The 21,549-nt window shown below is 72.1% G+C and carries 21 protein-coding genes and 1 rRNA gene; 18 read left to right on the forward strand and 4 right to left on the reverse strand.

What is annotated here, in order from left to right; translation table 11 throughout:
* From rrf to ACFYXS_RS30390, 4 genes are all read left to right on the forward strand, one after another.
* A 5S ribosomal RNA gene (gene rrf, locus ACFYXS_RS30375) occupies positions 1-88 on the forward strand; the annotation flags it as partial.
* Positions 89-159: 71 nt separating this feature from the next.
* Positions 160-822 carry an HAD family hydrolase gene (locus ACFYXS_RS30380; protein WP_389253947.1) on the forward strand — a complete coding sequence of 221 codons (663 nt, stop codon included), beginning with the start codon at positions 160-162 and terminating at the stop codon, positions 820-822.
* Between the two features lie 43 nt (positions 823-865).
* Positions 866-2,119: an MFS transporter gene (locus tag ACFYXS_RS30385; protein ID WP_389253949.1), complete on the forward strand. Its 1,254-nt coding sequence runs from the start codon at positions 866-868 to the stop codon at positions 2,117-2,119.
* Complete coding sequence (locus ACFYXS_RS30390) at positions 2,070-3,245, forward strand: acetoin utilization protein AcuC (protein ID WP_389253951.1); 1,176 nt, start codon at positions 2,070-2,072, stop codon at positions 3,243-3,245. Before ACFYXS_RS30385 ends, ACFYXS_RS30390 begins: the two co-directional genes overlap by 50 nt.
* A gap of 41 nt (positions 3,246-3,286) precedes the next feature.
* On the opposite strand, the gene ACFYXS_RS30395 is transcribed toward ACFYXS_RS30390, so the two are convergent.
* Positions 3,287-4,840 (reverse strand): GMC family oxidoreductase, encoded by a 1,554-nt coding sequence (locus ACFYXS_RS30395; RefSeq protein WP_389253955.1) that lies wholly within the window; start codon positions 4,838-4,840, stop codon positions 3,287-3,289.
* A gap of 169 nt (positions 4,841-5,009) precedes the next feature.
* Between ACFYXS_RS30395 and ACFYXS_RS30400 the strand changes: the two genes are divergently transcribed.
* From ACFYXS_RS30400 to ACFYXS_RS30420, 5 genes are all read left to right on the forward strand, one after another.
* Complete coding sequence (locus tag ACFYXS_RS30400; RefSeq protein ID WP_389253956.1) at positions 5,010-5,825, forward strand: phosphatase; 816 nt, start codon at positions 5,010-5,012, stop codon at positions 5,823-5,825.
* Between the two features lie 128 nt (positions 5,826-5,953).
* A complete protein-coding gene (locus ACFYXS_RS30405) occupies positions 5,954-6,163 on the forward strand; it encodes a helix-turn-helix domain-containing protein (RefSeq protein ID WP_319665659.1) in 210 nt (69 codons plus the stop codon).
* A 107-nt stretch (positions 6,164-6,270) separates the two neighbouring features.
* Positions 6,271-6,369, forward strand: a complete 99-nt coding sequence (locus tag ACFYXS_RS30410; RefSeq protein ID WP_003948845.1) for a 30S ribosomal protein bS22 — start codon at positions 6,271-6,273, stop codon at positions 6,367-6,369.
* Positions 6,370-6,613: 244 nt separating this feature from the next.
* The gene (locus ACFYXS_RS30415; RefSeq protein WP_389253958.1) at positions 6,614-7,657 is read left to right on the forward strand and encodes an NAD-dependent epimerase/dehydratase family protein; all 1,044 of its coding nucleotides are present in this window, start codon (positions 6,614-6,616) and stop codon (positions 7,655-7,657) included.
* Between the two features lie 34 nt (positions 7,658-7,691).
* Positions 7,692-8,852, forward strand: a complete 1,161-nt coding sequence (locus ACFYXS_RS30420; protein ID WP_389253960.1) for a lysophospholipid acyltransferase family protein — start codon at positions 7,692-7,694, stop codon at positions 8,850-8,852.
* A gap of 90 nt (positions 8,853-8,942) precedes the next feature.
* Here ACFYXS_RS30420 and ACFYXS_RS30425 read toward each other — a convergent pair whose 3' ends face one another.
* From ACFYXS_RS30425 to ACFYXS_RS30435, 3 genes are all read right to left on the reverse strand, one after another.
* Positions 8,943-10,139, reverse strand: a complete 1,197-nt coding sequence (locus tag ACFYXS_RS30425; protein WP_389253962.1) for a DUF5667 domain-containing protein — start codon at positions 10,137-10,139, stop codon at positions 8,943-8,945.
* A gap of 228 nt (positions 10,140-10,367) precedes the next feature.
* Positions 10,368-11,168: an ECF subfamily RNA polymerase sigma factor, BldN family gene (locus ACFYXS_RS30430; RefSeq protein WP_319665655.1), complete on the reverse strand. Its 801-nt coding sequence runs from the start codon at positions 11,166-11,168 to the stop codon at positions 10,368-10,370.
* A 326-nt stretch (positions 11,169-11,494) separates the two neighbouring features.
* Positions 11,495-12,415: an HAD family hydrolase gene (locus ACFYXS_RS30435; RefSeq protein WP_389253964.1), complete on the reverse strand. Its 921-nt coding sequence runs from the start codon at positions 12,413-12,415 to the stop codon at positions 11,495-11,497.
* Between the two features lie 127 nt (positions 12,416-12,542).
* On the opposite strand from ACFYXS_RS30435, the gene ACFYXS_RS30440 reads away from it, so the two are divergent.
* The 9 genes from ACFYXS_RS30440 to ACFYXS_RS30480 all read left to right on the forward strand — a co-directional run bounded on the left by ACFYXS_RS30440 (position 12,543) and on the right by ACFYXS_RS30480 (position 21,548).
* A complete protein-coding gene (locus ACFYXS_RS30440; RefSeq protein ID WP_389253966.1) occupies positions 12,543-12,848 on the forward strand; it encodes a glutaredoxin family protein in 306 nt (101 codons plus the stop codon).
* 114 nt (positions 12,849-12,962) lie between these two features.
* A complete protein-coding gene (locus tag ACFYXS_RS30445; RefSeq protein ID WP_389253968.1) occupies positions 12,963-13,664 on the forward strand; it encodes an exonuclease domain-containing protein in 702 nt (233 codons plus the stop codon).
* A 131-nt stretch (positions 13,665-13,795) separates the two neighbouring features.
* Positions 13,796-14,566, forward strand: a complete 771-nt coding sequence (locus ACFYXS_RS30450; RefSeq protein WP_319665651.1) for a redox-sensing transcriptional repressor Rex — start codon at positions 13,796-13,798, stop codon at positions 14,564-14,566.
* Complete coding sequence (locus ACFYXS_RS30455) at positions 14,563-15,969, forward strand: glutamyl-tRNA reductase (protein ID WP_389253970.1); 1,407 nt, start codon at positions 14,563-14,565, stop codon at positions 15,967-15,969. The genes ACFYXS_RS30450 and ACFYXS_RS30455 overlap by 4 nt, the downstream gene beginning before the upstream one ends.
* A complete protein-coding gene (gene hemC, locus ACFYXS_RS30460) occupies positions 15,966-16,943 on the forward strand; it encodes a hydroxymethylbilane synthase (protein ID WP_389253972.1) in 978 nt (325 codons plus the stop codon). The genes ACFYXS_RS30455 and hemC overlap by 4 nt, the downstream gene beginning before the upstream one ends.
* Positions 16,940-18,628 (forward strand): uroporphyrinogen-III synthase, encoded by a 1,689-nt coding sequence (locus ACFYXS_RS30465; protein WP_389253974.1) that lies wholly within the window; start codon positions 16,940-16,942, stop codon positions 18,626-18,628. The genes hemC and ACFYXS_RS30465 overlap by 4 nt, the downstream gene beginning before the upstream one ends.
* Positions 18,629-18,783: 155 nt before the next feature.
* Positions 18,784-19,806: a porphobilinogen synthase gene (gene hemB / locus ACFYXS_RS30470; RefSeq protein WP_389253976.1), complete on the forward strand. Its 1,023-nt coding sequence runs from the start codon at positions 18,784-18,786 to the stop codon at positions 19,804-19,806.
* Between the two features lie 147 nt (positions 19,807-19,953).
* Positions 19,954-20,274: a type VII secretion target gene (locus ACFYXS_RS30475; protein ID WP_389253979.1), complete on the forward strand. Its 321-nt coding sequence runs from the start codon at positions 19,954-19,956 to the stop codon at positions 20,272-20,274.
* Positions 20,271-21,548 carry an amidase domain-containing protein gene (locus ACFYXS_RS30480; RefSeq protein WP_389253982.1) on the forward strand — a complete coding sequence of 426 codons (1,278 nt, stop codon included), beginning with the start codon at positions 20,271-20,273 and terminating at the stop codon, positions 21,546-21,548. Before ACFYXS_RS30475 ends, ACFYXS_RS30480 begins: the two co-directional genes overlap by 4 nt.
* Position 21,549 lies beyond the last annotated feature (1 nt).

Raw genomic sequence — 21,549 nt, forward strand, 5'->3', positions numbered from 1 at the left:
CGGTTACATTTCGAACCCGGAAGCTAAGCCTTTCAGCGCCGATGGTACTGCAGGGGGGACCCTGTGGGAGAGTAGGACGCCGCCGAACAATTATTAGCCTCAACCCCCGAGCTCCGGCTCGGGGGTTGAGGCTTTTTTGCGTCCACTACAGTTGACCGTGTGCGCTATGACCTGGTCATTTTCGACAACGACGGTGTGCTCGTCGACAGTGAGCCGATCGCGAACCATGTGCTCGCCGATCTGCTGACCGAGCACGGGCATCCGACCACCTACGAGGAGTCGTTGCGGGACTACATGGGCTCGGCCATGCACCGCGTGCACGACCTGGTGGCGGAGCGGTCGGGGCAGCGGTTGCCCGAGGACTTCGACGCGACGTACTACGCGCGGGTCTTCGAGGGTTTCCGGCGCGAACTGCAGCCGGTGCCGGGCGTGGCGGCCGTGCTGGAGAAGCTCGACGCGGACGGGGTGCCGTACTGCGTGGCATCGTCCGGCAGCCATGAGCGGATCCGGGTCGCCCTGCGGAAGACCGGGTTGTACGGGCACTTCGGCGAGGAGCGTATCTTCAGTTCGCAGGATGTGGGCCGGGGCAAGCCGGCGCCCGATCTGTTCCTGCACGCGGCACGCGTGATGGGCGTGGCGCCGGAGCGGTGCGCGGTCGTGGAGGACAGCCCGCTCGGGGTGCAGGCGGCGGTCGCGGCGGGGATGGACGCGTACGGCTTCACGGCGATGACCCCACCGGCGCGGCTGGAGGAGTCGGGGTCCGCGGGGGTGTTGACGCTCTTCGCCGAAATGGCGGGCCTGCCGGGAAAACTGATGATGTGATCGACCTACCCGTCCGTAGGGTTCGGCCCTACGCTGCTCGCTCATGGACGGCATCGACGGCAGATTGCGTCATGGGCGGGCCTCGTTGTCCGTCAGCTTCTTCTCGCAGGGTGTGGCCTTCGCGCTCCTGGTGACGCGTATCCCGGCCCTGCAGGACCGGTACGACATCAGTGACGCGCTGCTGCCTCTCTTCCTCGCGGCGGTGCCCGTCCTGGCCGGTGTCGGAAGCGTGGCCACCGAGTACCTGGTGAAGCGGGTGCGGCCGAGCGCCGTGCTGCGCTGGGTGCAGCCGGTGGTGTGCCTGGCGCTGCTGGGTGCCGGCTCGGGCGACACGATGTGGCAACTGGGGCTTTCGCTCGCGGTGTTCGGCATCTGCGTCGGCGGGCTGGACGCCTCGATGAACATGCTCGGCGTGAGCCTCCAGCGGCGGTACGGCCGCAGCATCATGCTGGGATTCCACGCCGCGTACAGCTTCGGCGGCATCCTCGGTGCGTCACTGGCGTGGGCCGGGGCGCACTGGCACCTGTCGCTGGCGGTGCTGTACGGGCCGGTGGTGGCGGTGCTGATCCCGCTGACCCTGGTGGGCAGCCGCTGGTACGTCGATCAGTCGGCGGCGGCCGACGGACTCGCGAAGCCGGCGCAGGAGGAGCCGCAGCCGTCCGGGGCCGCGTCCGGTGCGTCCGTCGCGATGCGGATGCTGCTGCCGCTGTGCCTGGTGATGGCGTTCGCGTACATCGGCGACTCGACGGTCTCCAACTGGAGCGCGAAATACCTGCAGGACGTCCTCGGCAGCTCCGAGCAGCTGGCGACGGTCCCGTACAACGTCTACATGGTGACGACGCTCCTCGGCCGGTCGGTCGGCGACCTGGGGGTACGGCGCTTCGGGGCCGCGGCGGTCGTGCGGGCCGGAGCGGTGGTCGCGGTGGCGGGGTTCGGAGTGGTCGCGGTGGCGCCGGGGCCGTGGGTGGGAATGCTGGGTTTCACGTTGCTCGGCTTCGGGCTGTGCGTGATCGTGCCGCAGACCTTCGCCGCGGCCGGACGGATGTTCCCCGGGGCGTCGGACACGGCGATTGCGCGGCTCAACATCTTCAACTACGTCGGATTCCTGGTCGGTTCACCGCTGGTGGGCGCGCTCGGTGACGCCTGGAGCTACCGCGGGGCCATGCTGGTGCCGATGGTGCTGGTGTCGGCCACGCTGCTGTACGCCCGCTCGTTCGGAACGGAGCCCGCCCGATACGGTGGCGACCATGAGCGGCCGCGCACAGCTGATGTGGGACGAGCAGGTAACGGGCTATGACTTCGGTCGCGGGCACCCGATGGACCCGGTGCGGCTCGCGCTGACCATGGGGCTGGTCCGGGCCTTCGGACTGGACAAGGCGGCGACCGTCGCGGCCGCGCCGGCCGCGGGCGACTCGACACTGGGGCTGGTCCACGAGGCGGAGTACGTCGCCGCGGTGCGGCGGGCGTCGGCCGACCCCAAGGCGCTCACAGAGCTGTCGTACGGCATCGGCACCGAGGACAACCCGGCCTTCGCGGGCATGCACGAGGCCTCGGCGCTGATCGCCGGGCAGTCGGTGGGCGCGGCCGAGGCGGTCTGGCGGGGCGAGGCGACGCACGCGGTGAACTTCGCGGGCGGCCTGCACCACGCGATGCCGGCGACGGCCTCGGGCTTCTGCGTCTACAACGACGCCGCGCTGGCCGTCGCACGGCTGCTGGAGCTCGGCGCCGAGCGGGTGGTCTACGTGGACGTGGACGTCCACCACGGCGACGGGGTCCAGGCCGTGTTCTGGGACGACCCGCGCGTGCTGACCATCTCGCTGCACGAGCATCCGAGCACCCTGTTCCCGCAGACGGGCTGGCCGCAGGAGACCGGCGGCGCGGCCGCGGAGGGCGGCGCGGTGAACCTGGCGCTGCCCGCCGGCACCGGGGACGCGGGCTGGCTGCGTGCCTTCCACGCGGTCGTGCCCGAGCTGATCGCCGCGTTCCGGCCGCAGGCGCTGGTCACGCAGCACGGCGCCGACACGCACTTCGAGGACCCGCTGGCGCACCTGGCCGTCAGCCTGGACGCGCAGCGCGCGGTGGCCGGGGCGCTGCACGACCTGGCGCACGAGCACGCCGAGGGACGCTGGGTGGCGCTGGGCGGCGGCGGGTACGCGGTGGTGGACGTCGTACCCCGTACGTGGACGCACCTGGTGGGCATCGCCGCGGGCCGGCCGGTGGCGCCGGAGGCGGCGACGCCCGAGGAGTGGCGCGCGGAGGTGTACCGCAGGACGCGGCAGACGGCGCCGCTGCGGATGACGGACGGACGGGACGCGTCCTTCGCCGGGTTCCACGAGGCGGGGTACGACCCGGCGGACCGGCTGGACCAGGCGATCCTCGCGACCCGGCGGGCGGTGTTCCCGCTGCACGGGCTTCTGCCGTAGCCGTGGCGGGTCCGGCGCGGTCCGGCGCCGGGCCGCGGTGTTCAGGCGGCCTCGCGCAGCAGCTGCGCGGCCCGTTCGGCGACGGCGTAGACGGTGGCGTTGATGTTGGCGGAGACCACCCGCGGCATCACCGAGGCATCGGCCACCCGCAGGCCGTCCACGCCGTGGACCCGCAGGGCGGGGTCGACGACGGCGTGCGCGTCGGTGCCGATGCCGCAGGTTCCCGCGTAGTGGTTGTAGGAGCGCAGATTGCGGCAGAGGTAGGCGCGCAGGGCCCTCTCGCCGTCGACGTCCGGGCCGGGCAGGACCTCCTCGGCGCTCCAGTCCGCGAGGGCCGGGGCGTCGGCGATCTCCCGGGCGGCGCGCAGGCCCTGGACCATGGCGTCGAGGTCGCGGATGTCCGCGTAGTACCGCGGGTCGATGCGCGGGGGCGTGCCGGGAACGGCGTCGGCGAGGCGGACCGTGCCGTGGCTGAACGGCATCATGAGGGCGATCATGATCGTCCAGCCCCGGCCGGGTTCGGGTCCCGGCAGGCTCTCCTCGCGCAGGGGGATGTCGACGATCTGCAGCTGCAGGTCGGGCCCGGGGGCCTGAGGCCCGCTGCGGATCAGTCCCTGGACCTCGCCGTGGTTGTTGGTGCCGGGCGGTACGGGGCGGGCCGAGCGGTGGACGACCCCGGACAGTACGTGGTCCTGGAGGTGTGAGCCGACGCCGGGCAGGTGCATCGCGGTCGGGATGGCGAGGGTCCGCAGGTGGTGGCGGGGGCCGATGCCGGACAGCATGAGCAGTTGCGGGGTGCCGATCGCCCCCGCGGTCAGGACGACCGCTCCGGAGCGGGACCGGCGCGCGGTGCGCAACTCGCCGTCGGCGGCGTACTCCACGCCCGTGCATCGGTCGCCGTCCAGGGTGACCCGGTGGACGAGGGCGCCGGTCACGACGTGCAGGCCGGGCCGGCGGCGGGCCGGCCGGAGGTAGGCCGTGGCGGCGTCCTGCCGGACACCGTCCGCGATGCTGAGGTCGCCCCAGCCGAACCCCTCCTCCAGGCCTCCGGCGAGATCGCGGGCAGCGCGGTGCCCGGCCTGCGCCGAGGCGCGCAGGAAGTCCCGGGCGAGGGGGTGCGGGTCGGCGGCGGGGCCGACCCGCAGCGGACCGTCCATGCCGCGCAGCGCCGGATCGCGGTCCGCGACGCCGGTGAGGTTCTCGGTGCGCTTGAAGGCGGGCAGCAGGTCGTCGAAGCCCCAGCCCGGGGCGTCCTCGGCGGCCCAGGCGTCATAGCTCGAGCGATGACCGCGCAGGAAGTTCATGGCGTTGATCGCCGAACTGCCGCCCAGGCCGCGGCCGCGGGGCCAGGGCACGGTCAGGCCGGTCTCGGTCTGCGGCGTGGTCCGGTCCGCCCAGTCCAGGGCGGTGTTCAGCAGACCCGGCCAGGCAGCCGGCAGGGCCACGGCCGGCGGGAGGTCCGCTCCGCCCGCCTCCAGCAGGAGCACGCGTGCGGCCTCGTCCTCGGACAGGCGCGCGGCCAGCACGCATCCCGCGGACCCGGCCCCCACCACGACGTAGTCGAACTCGGTGCCGTTCGGAAGGGTGCCGGTCACGGTGAACCGCCCATCGCCGTCGTGCGGTCTGCCCCCTTCTGAGAAGTGTAGGAAGAGCGGCCGCCGCGTGGAGGGTCCGTCGGGCCGCGGGCCCGAACGGGCACCCCACGGGAGTGATGTCGGGCCTGTTCCGGTGCGGGGGCGGTCGAGTCCGGGTCACCATCGGCCCGTGGTGAGTGTGGGCGCGCTGCGCGCGCATCTGGTGGGGGCCGGTATCGCCGGGCCGGTGGCGACGACACGGGAGAGGAGCCTGCGCAGCTACCGGCTGTTCGCCGCCGGGGATCCGCGGCAGACGCTGGGGCTGGATCCGGGACGGAACTGGACGGCGTCCGAGCTGCTGCGCCTGATGGCTGACCAATGCGGGGTTTCGCCTGATCCGAGCCACACTTCGGGGCAAGATGTGATCGACCCGGACCGTACGCTGGCCGGACTGGACGCCTTCGCGGCCCGTCTGCGGCGAGCGGCACGGGACCGGGAGCCGGTGCTCCTCGGGACCGGGCATCCGCACCGGCTCCTGGGCTTCTACGCCGGATTGGCCGCAGCCCTGTCGGCGGCGGGATGTCCTGTCCTCAGCCCATCGCATGGTCGACGTGTCGACATGCCGACGCAATTCGGCCTACGCCCGCACAACCTCCGCTACGTAGGGGGCGTCGCGGTGGTCCGCGGTGCGCCGGGTGAGGGCGCCGGGAGTGCGCCCGGAGTGCACACGCACTCCCCGCTCCCGGTTCGGGTCGCCCTGGCCGGCGCGGCGACGCGCGGCGGCCCGCTGCCGAGCCTCGTGGTGGGGGACCACGGCTGGGTCTGCGGGGCAGGTCAGCTGGGCATTGAGGCCATGGGACTGGCCGACTCCGACGACCCCGCCGTTTTCGTCGCCCAGGCAGAGGGCAGGGTTTCGGTCGTGGTTCCGCTTGATGACGCTGTGCGGTCCGATTACTACCGACCGCTTACGCGCTATGTACTCAATCGAGCGTGTCTGTCACAGTAGTCAACCGATCGCTACTCCTCTTCCCCACTTGCATCATGCGCACCTAATCTGGGGAGGAGCGCACATGCGAGAGGGAGTCACCGGAGGGGAAGCCGGTGCCCGTCATGTGCGGAAGGTTCAGGTGTGTCATGGCTTCAAGCGAGAGGCCTCTCAACGAGGTCGTGTTCCTGACCGTGGCAGAGGTCGCCGCGGTGATGCGAGTGTCCAAGATGACCGTGTATCGGTTGGTGCACAGCGGTCATCTGCCGGCGATCCGGGTGGGGAGGTCCTTCCGCGTCCCGGAGCAGGCCGTCCATGACTATCTTCGCGAGTCCTACGTGGGGGTGGAAACTGCCTGACGACTGCCTCGGTTTATGTTCGGTGCCCCCGGGCGGGTAGGCTTGGCCGACGTAGGTCGTGTGGGCTCGGACGCCCCGCACCGAGTGAAAACGAAGCGAGGGTAGTCGTGGGCTCTGTCATCAAGAAGCGGCGCAAGCGTATGGCCAAGAAGAAGCACCGCAAGCTGCTGAAGCGGACGCGTGTGCAGCGCCGTAACAAGAAGTAGTCGAGCTGCGCGTCGCTCTTCCCACTGCCCTCCCTCCACCGCGGTCCGCGGTGGAGGGAGGGCAGTGGCGTTCCGGGCGCGGGTGGCGGGGTAGCCGTGACGGGGGGCCCGGTGACGGGCCCGGCCACCGGCTGGGACAGGATCTCCTTGACCGCCTTGACGGTGTTCGTACGGTCGAGCGTCATCACGGCGCAACATCGAACCGATACGGTGCGTATATGCGGTAAGAAGGAAGGCGCTGATCTTGGGCAAAGTGGTGCTCGTGACGGGGGTCGCCCGCCAGCTCGGCGGCCGGCTGGTACGACGGATCATGCGTGAGCCCGATGTCGACCGGGTGGTCGGCGTCGACGTGCTTCCGCCGGAGCATCAACTGGACGGCGCCGAGTTCGTGCGCGCCGACATCCGGCACCCGATGATCGCGAAGGTGCTCGCCGAGCACTCCGTGGACACGGTGGTGCACATGGACGTGAGCGGGACGCTGCCGGGCCGCAACAACCGCGCGGCGGTCAAGGAGACCAACGTCATCGGCACCATGCAGCTGCTCGGTGCCTGCCAGAAGGCTCCGACCGTGCGGCGCCTGGTGGTCAAGTCCACGACCAGCGTGTACGGATCGGCGCCGCGCGACCCGGCGGTCTTCACCGAGTCGATGCCCGCGAAGTCCCTGCCCACCGGCGGCTTCGCCAAGGACGCCGTCGAAGTCGAGGGGTACGTGCGGGGCTTCGCCCGGCGCCGCCCGGACGTGGCCGTCTCGGTGCTGCGCTTCGCGAACATCCTGGGCCCGAACGCCGACACGCCGCTCGCCGAGTACTTCGCGCTGCCGGTGCTGCCGACCGTCCTCGGCTACGACCCGCGGCTGCAGTTCGTCCACGAGGACGACGTCATGGACGTCCTGTTGCTGGCCCTGCACGACGAGGGCAACGGCACCATCAACAGCGGTACGTTCAACATCGCCGGCGACGGGGTGCTGCTGCTCTCGCAGACGGCCCGGCGGCTCGGCAAGCCCACCGTGCCCGTGCTGCTGCCCGCGGTCACCTGGGTGGGGCAGATGCTGCGCACGGCCGGGGTGACGGACTTCTCGCGCGAGCAGATCCGGCTGCTCACCCATGGCAGGGTGGTGGACACGACGCAGATGCGCGAGACTCTCGGCTTCACCCCGAAGTACACCACCGCCGAGACCTTCAGCGACTTCGCCCGCAGCCACGGCCCGGGTCTGCTTCCGCCCGAACGGCTCGCCCGCACCGTGGACCGGCTCGCCGCGCTGGTGCCCGCGGGCGCCCTTGAGAACTGAGCTTGTGAGCACTCCTGCGAGGAGGAATCGCGCCATGGCGGATGCCAAGGTCATCCCGTTCGACGAGGACACGCGAACGCGGAGGGGGGCGCCACGGTCGCGCGGGCGGGCGGCCGCCCGCAAGTCGGGTGAGGCCTCCGGCGCGAACGCGCTGGCCGCACTGCCGGTGGAGGACCGCACCGTACGGGACGCGGCCGGTACTGCCGCCGCGGGCGGCCCGGATGCCGCAGCGACCGAATCGACCGCAGCGACCGGTGCGGCCCCGGAAGGGGCCCGGGACACGCAGCCGCGGCCGGCCACCGAGGGCGGGCCGCTGGTCGCCGCTCTCGGCCAGGCCGCCGACCGCCTGCTGGGCGGCCCCTGGGAGCGCCGGGTGGCGCACGGCCTGGCCTTCCTGCGCCGCCGCGTCACCGGGGACTACGAGGTCGACGACTTCGGCTACGACGAGGACCTCACCGACCAGTTGCTCATGTCGCTGCTGCGGCCGCTGTACGAGTCGTACTTCCGTGTCGAGGTCAAGGGCATCGAGAACATCCCGGCCGAGGGCGGCGCCCTGGTGGTCGCCAACCACTCCGGGACGCTGCCGCTGGACGGGCTGATGATGCAGGTCGCCGTCCACGACAACCACCCGGCGGGGCGGCATCTGCGGCTGCTCGCGGCGGACCTGGTCTTCGTCCTGCCGCTGGTGAACGAACTGGCCCGGAAGGCCGGGCACACCCTGGCCTGCGCGGAGGACGCGCAGCGGCTGCTGGAGCGCGGCGAGGTCGTCGGTGTGATGCCGGAGGGCTTCAAGGGGCTCGGCAAGCCGTTCTCGGAGCGCTACAAGCTGCAGCGCTTCGGGCGGGGCGGCTTCGTGGCGACCGCGCTGAAGACCCGGGTGCCGATCGTGCCGTGCTCCATCGTGGGCGCGGAGGAGATCTACCCGATGATCGGCAACGCGAAGACCGCGGCGCGGCTGCTGGGCTTCCCGTACTTCCCGATGACGCCGACCTTCCCGTGGCTCGGGCCGCTGGGGCTGGTGCCGCTGCCGACGAAGTGGACCATCCAGTTCGGCGAGCCGATCGCGACGGACGGTTACGCACCGGAGGCGGCGGAGGACCCGATGCTGGTCTTCAACCTCACCGACCAGGTACGGGAAACGATTCAGCACACGCTCTACAAGCTGCTGGTGCAGCGGCGTTCGGTGTTCTTCTGACGGACGCGGCGAGACGCGGTGAGACACGGCGAGGGCCGGTACCCGGGGTGATGCCCCGGGTACCGGCCCTCGCCGGTACCGCTCGGTCGGCTACTCGCCGTTGTCGTCCTCCGTGCCGAGGCCGAGACCCGGGAGCAGACCCGGCAGCAACGGCGGCAGGGTGACGGACGGCTGCGAGGTCTCGCCGGAGCCGGTGGAAGGGCTGCCGCTGCTCGGCGGGGGGTTGAGCAGTCCGTCCGCGCCGCCGATGAAACCGCCGTCGGAGCTCTTGGACGCCGACGGGCTGGCCTTCTCCGTGCCGCGCTCGACGGAACGGTCGCTCGCGGAGTCGCTCGACGAGGGGGACGGCCCCCGCGTGCCACTGCTGGAGCGGGCACCGCTGCCGGGGAGGCCGTTGCGCCCGTCGCCGGGAGTGGCGGCGGGGGGCAGCAGCTTCTGCAGCGGGGCGACCTCCTGCTCTATGGCGTCGAAGACGGAGGTGACCTTGTCGCCGACGTCGGTGAGCTTGTTGGGCAGCCGGTCGCGCAGCTCGGTCCAGCCCCTGCGGTGGTTGTTGGAGAACGCGGAGAGCGTCTCCATCGGCCGCAGTGAGCCGTCCTTGCGGTACGCGGCGGTGAGCAGCCGGTGGCCCTCGGTGGCCTCCTGCTGCATACCGGACAGGGCCCGGCGGATCTCGCCCACCGACTCGTCGTCGAGCTGGCCGCCGCGCCCGCGCTCCATGAGGCGGCGGGCCTCCTGGAGCCGGGTGGAGGCGAGGTCGAGATAGACCTTGCCGCGGTCGGCGTCGTCGTCGGCGAGGTTGAGGCGCATGTCCTCCATGCCCCGCTTGAGGCCGTAGAGCGTGTCACCGGGGAGCGCGTCGGTGCTCGCGGCGGCCACGCCGCCGAAGGCACCTGCCGCGACGCCCACCGAGAGTCCACCGGCGGCGAGCCGGCGGGACCACGCGGAGCGGGGCCTCAGTTTCCCGATGCCGCGGCCGTCGGCGCGATGTGCGCCGCGACCGCCGTCACGTTGCTCGGGGACCGTCAGCGTGCCGTCGGCGAGCGCGGCTTCCATCGCCGCGATCAATTGGGCCCGTTGCACGGTCTTGGCCTCGGGGTCCAGCGTCGGCCGCGGCACGTCCTCCAGGGCGTCGGCCAGGGCCAGGAGCCTTCCCTGAGCCGGATCCGCATGCCGGTCCGCGGCGTGTGCGCCGTGCTGCTCGCCGGCGTGCGCCTGTTGGCCGTCGTCCTCAAGGGCGTCGGCGAAGGCGTTCGCCCGCCGGTGCGCCGTTGGGTTCGCGATCACGGGCGGCACCTCCTCTCGTCATCCACCTCGACTCCCCGTTGCGCCTGCAAGGTTCCAGACCTTGAGCCCTTCCACCCGATCGAGTGATCGGAAGCGGGCAGGGCACGGCAGTGGGGGGTCCGCATGTGATGCAACGAGCGCCGTACGCCCAGGGTTACGCCCAGGGTTGCGCACTCATGATGATCGGACCGTGAAGGCAGTCGCAAGATGAAGTCCCATCCATGGCGTTCATCGCGCGTCGTCGGGGAGCAGCCGGGCGAGGGTCCGTACGGCCCGGTACTGCAGGGTCTTGATCGCGCCTTCGTTCTTCCCCATGATGCGTGCCGTCTCGGCGACGGACAGGCCCTGCAGGAAGCGCAGCGTCACGCACTCCTGCTGCTGGGGGTTGAGCTTGCGCACCGCGCGGAGCAGCGACTCGTTGGAGAGCGACTCCAGGACGCAGTCCTCCGGGCTGGGCTCGACCTCGTTGGCGTCGAGCATCTCCCCGGTGGTCACCTCCAGCCGGAAGCGGCTGGACTTGAAGTGGTCGGCGACCAGGTTGCGCGCGATCGTCACCAGCCAGGCGCCGAAGTCGCGGCCCTGCCAGGTGAAGGTGCCGATCCTGCGCAGCGCGCGCAGGAACGTCTCGCTGGTGAGGTCCTCGGCGGTCGCCTTGCCCCCGACGCGGTAGTAGATGTACCGGTACACGGTGTCGGAGTAGTGGTCGTACAACCGCCCGAAGGCCTCGGTCTCCCCGGCCTGGGCGCGTTCGACCAGGTCCATCATCCGCCCGCTGTCGGTGTCGGACGCGGGGCGGCGCGTGGAGGCGCCCGAGGACCGTGCGGTCTGCGGGGTGCTGCGGGTTCGTCTGCCGACCGCCGCCCGGCCGTCGGCGAGGGCATAGGTCGCCAGGGCGGGGCCGGCGGGCACTGCTGCGGCGAGTGCTGGCACGGGCACGGCGTACGCGGGGACAACGCGCAGCAGGTGCTCAGCCACCAGTGCGCGCAGCGTAGCCAGGCCAGAGGCGTCAACCCCGGTGTGTGGGTACACGGGACTCCCAGAGGCAGAACTTCCATCACGTGCAGTACGGAACCGTTCACTCGTCGTAGCGACGGGTGGGAACCGGCTTGCGTTTGAGGAGAATAACGCTTCGTACAGGCGACGCTACACCGAGTTGCTGAAATCGCCGGTTCCGCCCACTCTCTGGCGGAATGGTGATCGATCAATTATCGAACACGGAAACGTACTTGACCACATAGCGTCGTGAATTGCTCGCGTGGAGAGCGTGTTGTGGCTGTGTGGTCATGTGGCGACTGACGGGACGCCAGAGGGGTACACCGGTGTGTCGCGCATCGGCCCCGGACCGGGGCCGATGCTCAGCGGCGGCGGCGCTGCAGGGCCACCGCGGCGGCCGCGCCGCCCGCGACCGCCCCGACCCCGGCGGCCGCCGGAATGCCGATTTTCGCGGCCTTGCGGCCGGTGCGGTAGTCGCGCAGCCGCCAGCCCATTTCGCGCGCGTGTTTGCGCAGGCGCGTATCGGGATTGATCGCATATGGATGTCCGACCAACGACAGCATCGGGATGTCGTTCGACGAATCGCTGTACGCGGCGCAGCGCGACAGTTCGAGTCCCTCGGCCGCGGCGAGCGCCCGGACCGCCTCGGCCTTGGCCGGGCCGTGCAGCGGCTCGCCGACCAGCCGGCCGGTGTACACGCCGTCGACGTGCTCGGCGACGGTGCCCAGGGCGCCGGTCAGGCCGAGCCGGCGGGCGATGATCGTGGCGGTCTCGACGGGCGCGGCGGTGACCAGCCACACCCGCTGCCCGGCGTCCAGGTGGGCCTGGGCGAGCGCGCGGGTGCCGGGCCAGATCTTGCCCGCCATGTACTCGTCGTAGATCTCCTCGCCGATCGACATGAGCTCCTCGACGCGGTGCCCCTTGACGATCGACAGCGCGCTCTGGCGCACTTCCTGCATGTGCTCGGGGTCCTCGGACCCGGCGATGCGGAAGTAGGCCTGCTGCCAGGCGAAGCGCACCAGGTCGCGGCTGTGGAAGAACTTCCGCTTGTACAGGCCGCGTCCGAAGTGGAAGATCGCGGCGCCCTGCATGACCGTGTTGTCCAGGTCGAAGAAGGCGGCCGCGTGGGGGTCGCCGACGACCGGGAACGCGGGGAGGGCGGTCCGCGCCGCCTTCTTCTGCGCGGGCGCCGCGAGGGCGGCCTCGGCCGCGGCCTCGCCCGCCAGCACGCTGCGTGCTGTCGCGGAGCGCTTACGGGGGGTGAGCCATCGCAGAGCGGCCATGGGGCGAGCATAGCCAGTCTGTTGGGCACTTCCGGTGCTCAGATGGAGCAGGTGAATGAACTCCGAGCGACAGAAGTGTTACTCCCGTCACGCCCGGTTGACGCCGGGCGCGGGCAGAATGACCGGCATGAGTCCCCTGTTCGGACGCGGCCCCCGCCAGGACCCCGCGGGTCCCGCCGCCCCCCTCGACCCCGCCCTCCGCACGGTCACGCTGATCGTGAAACCCGGCTGCCACCTGTGCGACGACGCCCGCGCCGTCGTCGAGAAGGTGGTCGCCGAGGTCGGCTGCCGCCTCGAGGAGCGCGACATCAGCCAGGACGAGGCGCTGCACCGGGCGTACTGGGAGCAGATCCCGGTCGTCCTGATCGACGGGGAACAGCACACGTTCTGGCGTGTCGACGAGGGCCGGCTGCGCCGCGGGCTGGGCGTCTGAGACGCCTGGGACCACAGGTGGGTGATTTGCGGGTGTTCCTCTTGGCCCGTGTGCTCGATTACCATCAAGGCGTTTTGTGTGCTGCGGGGGTATGTACGTAAGGAAGGTGACGGCGTGCTCCCGGGCAGGCTTCAGGCGCGCGGCGGTTTCGCCGTCGTCGACGTCGAGGCCACCGGTTCGAGTTCGCGGCGGAACCGCGTGGTCGAGCTGGCGGTCGTTCTGATGGACCGCGATTTCCTCCCGCAGGGCGAGTTCTCGACCCTGGTGGACCCCGAGGGCCCGGTCGGCCCCACCCATATCCACGGCATCGAGTCCCACCATGTCGAGGCGGCCCGCGCGCCGCTGTTCTCCCAGATCGCCCCCGGGCTGCTCGGACTGCTGCGCGGCCGGGTGCTGGTCGGGCACAACGTGGGCTGCGACCGGGCGTTCCTGGCGGCGGAGTACGGCCGCATCGGCATCCGGTTCCCCGAGGTGCCGGAGCTGTGCACCATGCGGATGGCGGCGCAGCGCGAGCCCGTGCCGCGGGGCCTGAGCCTGCGCGCGTGCGCGGAGGCGGCCGGGGTGACCGGCTGGTCGGCGCACACCGCGCTCGGCGACGCCCGCGCGACCGCCAGGCTGTTCACCGCGTACGTCCGCGAGCACCCGCAGTGGCCCGCGCACGCCGAACAGGAGCTGGCGCGCGCCGCCGGGGTCGAATGGCCCCGGCTGGCGGGGACCGATGCGCCCTGGGTGGAGCGCCGGGGTGCGGAGAGGCCGCTGATGCGGAACGTTCCTGTACAAAAGGTGGCTTCTTCTGTCCGTAATGGGGGTGCGTGATGCCGGTCACTTCCCCCGGGCAAATCGGACACCATCTTTGTGCACGCGTTCACAAAGACATAGCCTGGCGTGTACGGGGCGGCCCCATCGAGGGGTGCCGCTCGCAGCCCAGCTCTACCCGCAGGAGCATCGTGGCAACTGGCCGAACTCACCGACCGGCGACCCGAAGCCGAGGGATTCCCGAGGCCACTGTCGCCAGGCTCCCGCTGTACCTGCGGGCCCTGACCGCGCTCTCCGAGCGATCGGTGCCCACGGTGTCGTCGGAGGAACTCGCGGCCGCCGCCGGAGTGAACTCCGCCAAGCTCCGCAAGGACTTCTCCTACCTCGGCTCCTACGGAACCCGCGGTGTCGGTTACGACGTCGAGTACCTCGTGTACCAGATCTCCCGCGAGCTGGGCCTGACCCAGGACTGGCCGGTCGTGATCGTCGGTATGGGCAATCTCGGCGCCGCGCTCGCCAACTACGGCGGCTTCGCCTCCCGCGGTTTCCGGATCGCCGCGCTCATCGACGCGGACGCCCAGCTCACCGGCCGGCCGATCGCCGGGCTGCCGGTGCGGCACGCGGACGAGCTGGAGTCCATCGTGCGGGACAACCACGTGTCCATCGGCGTGATCACCACCCCCGCCGGTGCCGCGCAGGAGGTCTGCGACCGCCTGGTGACCGCCGGGGTCACCTCGATCCTGAACTTCGCCCCGACCGTGCTGACCGTCCCCGACGGGGTCGACGTCCGCAAGGTCGACCTCTCCATCGAACTGCAGATCCTCGCCTTCCACGAACAGCGCAAGGCCGGCGAGGAGCTCGAGGGCACCCTCGCGGTGCCCCCGGTGGCGGCCAAGGCGGTCCGCGACGGCGACCGCCGCCCGGGACCTGACGGGGACGTCCCCGCCGTGATGCCGGCATGAGTCTCCTCGTGGTCGGGCTGAGCCACCGCACCGCCCCGGTCGGCGTCCTGGAGCGGGCCGCGCTCGCGGAGGACAGCAAGGCCGACCTGCTGCACGACGTGCTGGCCGCCGAGCCGGCCAGCGAGGCGGCGGTGCTGTCGACCTGCAACCGCATCGAGCTGTACGCGGACGTCGACAAGTTCCACGCCGGGGTCGCGGAGCTGTCCACGCTCCTGTCCCGGCACAGCGGCGTCGGCCTGGACGAGCTCACCCCGCACCTGTACGTCCACTACGAGGACCGGGCCGTCCACCACCTGTTCTCGGTCGCCTGCGGCCTGGACTCCATGGTCGTCGGCGAGGGCCAGATCCTCGCCCAGATCAAGGACATGCTCGGCCTCGGCCAGGAGCTGCACACCGCCGGCCGGACCCTGAACGACCTGTTCCAGCAGGCGCTGCGGGTCGGCAAGCGGGCCCACTCCGAGACCGGCATCGACCGCGCCGGGCAGTCGCTGGTCACCTTCGGCCTGGACCAGATGGCGCAGGCCATCGGCGGCACCCCGTTCGCGGAGTGGGGCAGGGGCAAGCGCGCCCTGGTCGTCGGCGCGGGCTCGATGAGCTCGCTGGCCGCGGCGACCCTGGCCCGCGCCGGGGCGGGCGACATCGTCGTCGTCAACCGCACGTACGAGCGCGCCGAGCGGCTGGCCGAGTCCGTCGGCGGCCGCGCGGTGCCCATGGACGACCTGGCCGCCGAGCTGCCGCACGCCGACATCGTGGTGTCCTGCACCGGCGCGACCGGGCTGGTGCTGACCGCCGACACGGTCGCCCGCGCCACCCTGACCCGCGCCCTGCGCGCCGCCGACGGGCCGGCCGCGCCCATCGGCATGCTCGACCTGGCGCTGCCGCGCGACATCGACCCGCTGGTGCACGCCATCGACGGGGCGCACCTCACCGATCTGGAGACCATCGGCACGGCCGCGGCCGACGCCCCGATGGCGGCGGACGTCGACCAGGTCCGAAAGATCGTTTCCGCAGAGGTGGAGGCGTTCGGCGCCGCCCAGCGCGCCGCGCACATCACGCCGACCGTCGTCGCCCTGCGCGCCATGGCCGCCGACGTGGTCGCCACCGAGCTCGCCCGGCTGGACGGCCGGCTGCCCGGTCTCGGCGAGCGCGAGCGCGCCGAGGTGACCCAGACCGTGCGCCGCGTGGTGGACAAGCTCCTCCACGCGCCCACCGTGCGGGTCAAGCAGCTCGCGGGCGAGCCCGGCGGAGCCGGGTACGCTGACGCGCTGCGCGAACTCTTCGACCTGGACCCGCTGGCGGTCGCCGCGGTCAGCCGGGCCGACACCCCGGCCGTACCGGTGGTCCCGTCACCGGCCGCGTCGACCGGTGCCGTCACGAATGAAGCGAATCGAGGGCGGGCATGACGAGGCCCACCGCACTGAAACTGGGAACCCGGCGCAGCGCGCTGGCGATGACGCAGTCGGGCATGGTCGCCGACCAGGTGCGCCGGCTCACCGGCCGTGATGTGGAGCTGGTGGAGGTCACCACCTACGGCGACGTCTCGCGCGAGCACCTAGCGCAGATCGGCGGCACCGGGGTGTTCGTCTCCGCGCTGCGCGACGCGCTGCTGAACGGTGAGATCGACTTCGCCGTCCACTCCCTGAAGGACCTGCCCACCGCCGATGCCGACGGGCTGACGCTGGCCGCGATCCCGTCCCGCGAGGACTCGCGGGACGCGTTGGTGGCCCGCGACGGTCTCACGTTCGAGCAGCTCGCCCTGGATCCGCGCGGGGCGCGCGTCGGCACCGGCTCGCCGCGCCGCGCGGCCCAGCTGAACGCCTGGGCCCGCTCGCTCGGCGTCCGCATCGAGACCGTGCCGATCCGCGGCAACGTGGACACGCGCATCGGATATGTTGCCTCGGGCGACCTCGATGCCGTCGTCCTGGCCGCGGCCGGGCTGAGCCGGCTGGGGCGCCTGTCCGAGGTCACCGAGCTGATCTCACCCGACGTCGTGCTGCCCGCCCCCGGACAGGGGGCGCTGGCCGTCGAGTGCTCTGCGGCCGACGCAGAGCTCATCGCCGTGCTCGCCGTGCTCGACGACCCGTTCACCCGGGCCGCCGTGACCGCCGAGCGGGCACTGCTCGCCGCCCTGGAGGCCGGCTGCTCCGCGCCCGTGGGCGCGCTGGCCGAGCCTGCCTTCGAAGGTGCCGACGAGCCCATCACCGAGCTGCGCCTGCGCGGTGTCGTCGGGACCACCGACGGCTCCTCGCTGGTGCAGATGTCCATCACTGGTCCCACCCCCGTCTCTCGCGAGGAAGCTCTGGCCCTGGGCCGCGAGCTCGCCGACGAGATGCTCGCCAAGGGTGCGGCCGGTCTTATGGGGGAGCGCGTACTTTGAGCCCCACCGCCGCCGCAGCGACCAACACCACGACCACAGCCGATGCCGCGACCGGCAGCTCGGCCGGCGCCGCCGAGGGACCGCCGCCCCTTCCGGTCCTCGGGCACGTCACCTTCCTCGGTGCCGGACCCGGTGACCCGGGTCTGCTGACCCTGCGGGCCGTCGAGGCCCTGGCCCGCGCCGATCTGCTGGTCGCCGACCAGCAGGTGCTCGACGTCGTGCGCACGCACGCCCGGGCAGGCGTGGACACGGCGGAGCCGGCCTTCACCGAGGGCGAGTTGAGCCCTTCGGCCGCCGCGACCAAGCTTTGCACGGCCTCCGCGCGCACCGGCAAGCGGGTGGTGCGAGCGATCGCGGGCGACCCCGGGCTCGACCCCCAGGCCGCCGCCGAAATGCTCGCCTGCGCGCACGCCGGCATCCCCTTCGAGGTGGTCCCGGGCGTCGCCGCGGCCATCGGCGTGCCCGCGTACGCCGGTGTCCCGCTCAGCGGCGACGTGCGCTTCGTCGACGCGGCCGCCGCCTCCACCCGCTGCTGGAGCGAGGTGGGCGCGAGCGACGCGACGGTGGTGGTCTCCACGACCCTGCAGACCGTCGCCGCCAACGCCGCCGAGCTGGTGTCCGCCGGGCGCAAGCCCGACACCCCGCTGACGGTCACCGTCGCCGGCACCACCACCCGGCAGCGGACCTGGACCGCCACGCTGGCGACCATCGCCGCCGAGCTGAAGGCCACCAAGGCGCTGCCCACCCCGGAGGGCCCCATCGCGGCGATAGCCGTGGTCGGCGAGCCGACCACGCAGCGCGACCTGCTCTCCTGGTTCGAGACCAAGGCCCTGTTCGGCTGGAAGGTCCTCGTACCGCGCACCAAGGAGCAGGCGGTCTCCCTCTCGGACCAGCTGCGGTCCTACGGAGCCGTGCCGCACGAGGTGCCCACGATCGCGGTCGAACCGCCGCGCACCCCGCAGCAGATGGAGCGCGCCGTCAAGGGCCTGGTCACCGGGCGCTACGAGTGGATCGCCTTCACCTCGGTCAACGCCGTCAAGGCGGTGCGCGAGAAGTTCGAGGAGTACGGGCTCGACGCGCGGGCCTTCGCCGGCATAAAGGTCGCCGCCGTCGGCGAGCAGACGGCGCGCGCGCTCGTGGACTTCGGCGTGAAGCCGGACCTGGTCCCCAGCGGCGAGCAGTCCGCGGCCGGCCTCCTGGAGGACTGGCCGCCCTACGACCCCGTCTTCGACCCCATCGACCGGGTCTTCCTGCCCCGCGCCGACATCGCCACCGAGACGCTGGTGGCGGGCCTGGTGGAGCTCGGCTGGGAGGTGGACGACGTCACGGCCTACCGGACCGTGCGCGCCTCGCCCCCGCCGGCGGAGACCCGTGAGGCCATCAAGGGCGGCGGCTTCGACGCGGTGCTGTTCACCTCGTCCAGCACGGTGCGGAACCTCGTCGGCATCGCCGGCAAGCCGCACAACGTCACCGTCATCGCCTGCATCGGCCCGGCCACCGCCAAGACGGCGGAGGAGCACGGGCTGCGGGTGGACGTGATGGCCCCCGAGCCGTCCGTGCACGCGCTGGCACAGGCCCTGGCCGACTTCGGCGTACGGCGCCGTGAGGCGGCCGTCGCGGCCGGCGACCCGGTCACCCGGCCCAGCGAGCGCCGTCCCGGCTCGCGGCGCCGCGCCCGGGTCTGACCCGGCGCACCCTGTCCGCACCGCCCGCGGGGCGGCCGGCCCGAGCGGCCGGCCGCCCCGCGGGCGTACGGCCTTCGGGGCCCGGTGCGCCCCGACATCCGGTCGGGAAGAGCACACCCGGCGCGGGCGTACGGTGGTGAACGGAAGCCCCGGCGATGGAGAGGCGCGACACGGTCATGAGCGGAAGCGGTACTCGTTACGGCCAGTTCCCCGGCGCGCGCCCGCGCCGCCTGCGCACCACGCCGGCGATGCGGCGCATGGTCGCGGAGACCCGCCTCCACCCCGCCGAACTGATCCTCCCGGTGTTCGTTCGTGAAGGCATTCACGAGCCCGTGCCGCTGTCGACCATGCCGGGCGTCGTCCAGCACACCCGCGACACCCTCCGCAAGGCGGCCGTCGAGGCCGTCGAGGCGGGCGTCGGCGGCTTCATGATCTTCGGCGTCCCGCTCGACGAGAAGAAGGACGCGATCGGCACCCCCGGCACCGACCCGGACGGCATCCTGCAGGTCGCCATCCGCGACGTCATCAGCGAGGTCGGCGACGCGCTGGTGGTCATGTCCGACCTGTGCCTGGACGAGCACACCGACCACGGCCACTGCGGCGTCCTGGACGCCGAGGGCCGCGTCGACAACGACGCCACCCTGGAGCGCTACGCCGAGATGGCCCGCGTCCAGGCGGACGCCGGCGTCCACGTCGTCGGCCCCAGCGGCATGATGGACGGCCAGGTCGGCGTCATCCGGGACGCGCTGGACGCCGCGGGCCACCAGGACGTCTCCGTGCTGGCCTACACCGCCAAGTACGCCTCCGCCTTCTACGGCCCCTTCCGCGAGGCCGTCGGCTCGTCCCTCACGGGCGACCGCAAGACGTACCAGCAGGACCCGGCCAACCTCCGCGAGTCGATGCGCGAGCTCGCGCTGGACCTCGCCGAGGGCGCCGACATGGTGATGGTCAAGCCCGCCCTGCCCTATCTGGACGTACTGGCCAAGGTCGCCGAGTCGGTGGACGTTCCCGTCGCGGCCTACCAGATCAGCGGTGAGTACGCGATGGTCGAGGCCGCCGCGGAGCGCGGCTGGATCGACCGCGACCGCGCGATCATGGAGACCCTGACCTCGATCCGCCGGGCCGGCGCGCAGATGATCCTCACGTACTGGGCGACCGAGGTCGCGCAGCGGCTCTGACCGCTTCGGCGGCCCGGACCGCGGGAGCCCGTCGCGACGGGCCAACGGGGCGGCGGGCGGCGGGCTTTGCGGGTTCTTGATCGTGCCCTGTCAGAACGTCCTTGTACGGTGGAGCGCGTTGTCCACACGGAGACGGACGGGGGACCCGTGACACGCGACGTCGACATCGACACGCCCGCGGTGCGCCGCACGGGCGACGACATGGAGGCGCTGTCCCGCAGCGCGACCGGTCGGCTGGGCCACGCGCTCGACAGCAGCCAGGACCTTCCCTACAGCGCCTACGGATGGCGCAGCGCCGAGGAGTTGCGGGCGTGCGCCACGGCGTGGGAGGACCACATGGTCGAACTCGCGAAGCGCATGAACACCCTCGCGCACCGACTGCGGGACTCCGCGGACGGGTACGACGCGGCCGACGCGGAGGCGGAGTCGCGCCTGCGGGCCGGGCTGACCGAGCTCGGGAAGGCGTGAGACGCGCCACCATGGTGTCGTACGAGGACCTGAACAACACGTCGGCGTCCCAGTGGAAGACGGCCGCCGACGACTGGCTGGACCTGGCGAACCACGCCCTGCGCACCGCCCAGGAGATCCGGGAGCAGGGTGCCGGCCCGCTCGCGGACAACTGGACGGACGCGGTCGGCCGGCAGGCCGCCCGTGACTTCGAGGACCTGGCGAACCGCTTCGAGGCCGCCTACGACGTCATGAAGGGCGTCAGCATGGTCGCCGAGGGCCTGGCCTCGACGGTCGAACTCGCCCAGCGCACCCTGCGCACGGCCGTGGACCTCGCCGACCGGTACGGCTTCGGGATCACGGCCGACGGCACCCTCGTCGTCCCGCCCCCGCACAGCCGTGTCGAGGCCGAGGACAACGGCCCGCTCCGCACCGAGGTGCAGACCCTCGTCGACGAGGCACTGCGGCAGGCCAACGCTGCCGACGCCGCGGCGGTGCCCGAGCTGACCGCGCTCGCGGGCATGACCGGCGTCGCCGACCCGGCCAAGGCACTGAGCGGCCAGAACGACGCCTCGCACGTGCAGATGGCGATCCTCGCCGCCGACATCCCGTCCGGCCGGGACCCCGTGGTCGTCCGCGCCTGGTGGGACGGCCTCACACCGGAGCAGCGGCACCGGATGATGCTCGCCGAACCGGTCGCGCTCACCGCCCTGCCGGGCATCCCCGAGGACGCCAAAGGCGAAATGCGCGGCACGGACGGCAAGTTCGACCGCGTGGCGATGGTGCAGTACGCGCTCGACCACTGGGACCAGCCGGACGACACCGACTTCGGCAACAACTGCACCAACTTCGTGTCCGAGTCGCTGCTCCACGCCGGCATGCAGGAGAAGCTGGGCACCTGGTCGGGGCCGGACGGCGACGACACATGGGGAGAGGTCAGCGGAACCGGGTGGGACTGGTGGGACGCCCGCGCCTACCACTCCGACACCTGGGCCGGCGCGGAGAACCTGCAGAACTTCCTGACCCGGCACGGCGGGGAGGAAGTGGCCCGCTCCGATGTGCGGCCGGGGGACATCGTCTTCTACGAGCAGGCCGGCCCCGGCGCGGGGAACGCCCCCGGCAACACCCACCACGCGGCGGTGGTCACCGCCGTCACCCCCGACGGCGACATCAAGTACACCCAGCACTCGGACTCGTACCAGAACGTCAGCCTCGACGGACGGATGGGCGCCGAGGTCAAGGCGGAGGGGCAGCAGAACCTCCGCATCGTCCGCCCGCACCCCGATTGGTACTGAC

It is taken from the genome of Streptomyces sp. NPDC002574 (assembly GCF_042889545.1).
GTDB lineage: Bacteria > Actinomycetota > Actinomycetes > Streptomycetales > Streptomycetaceae > Actinacidiphila.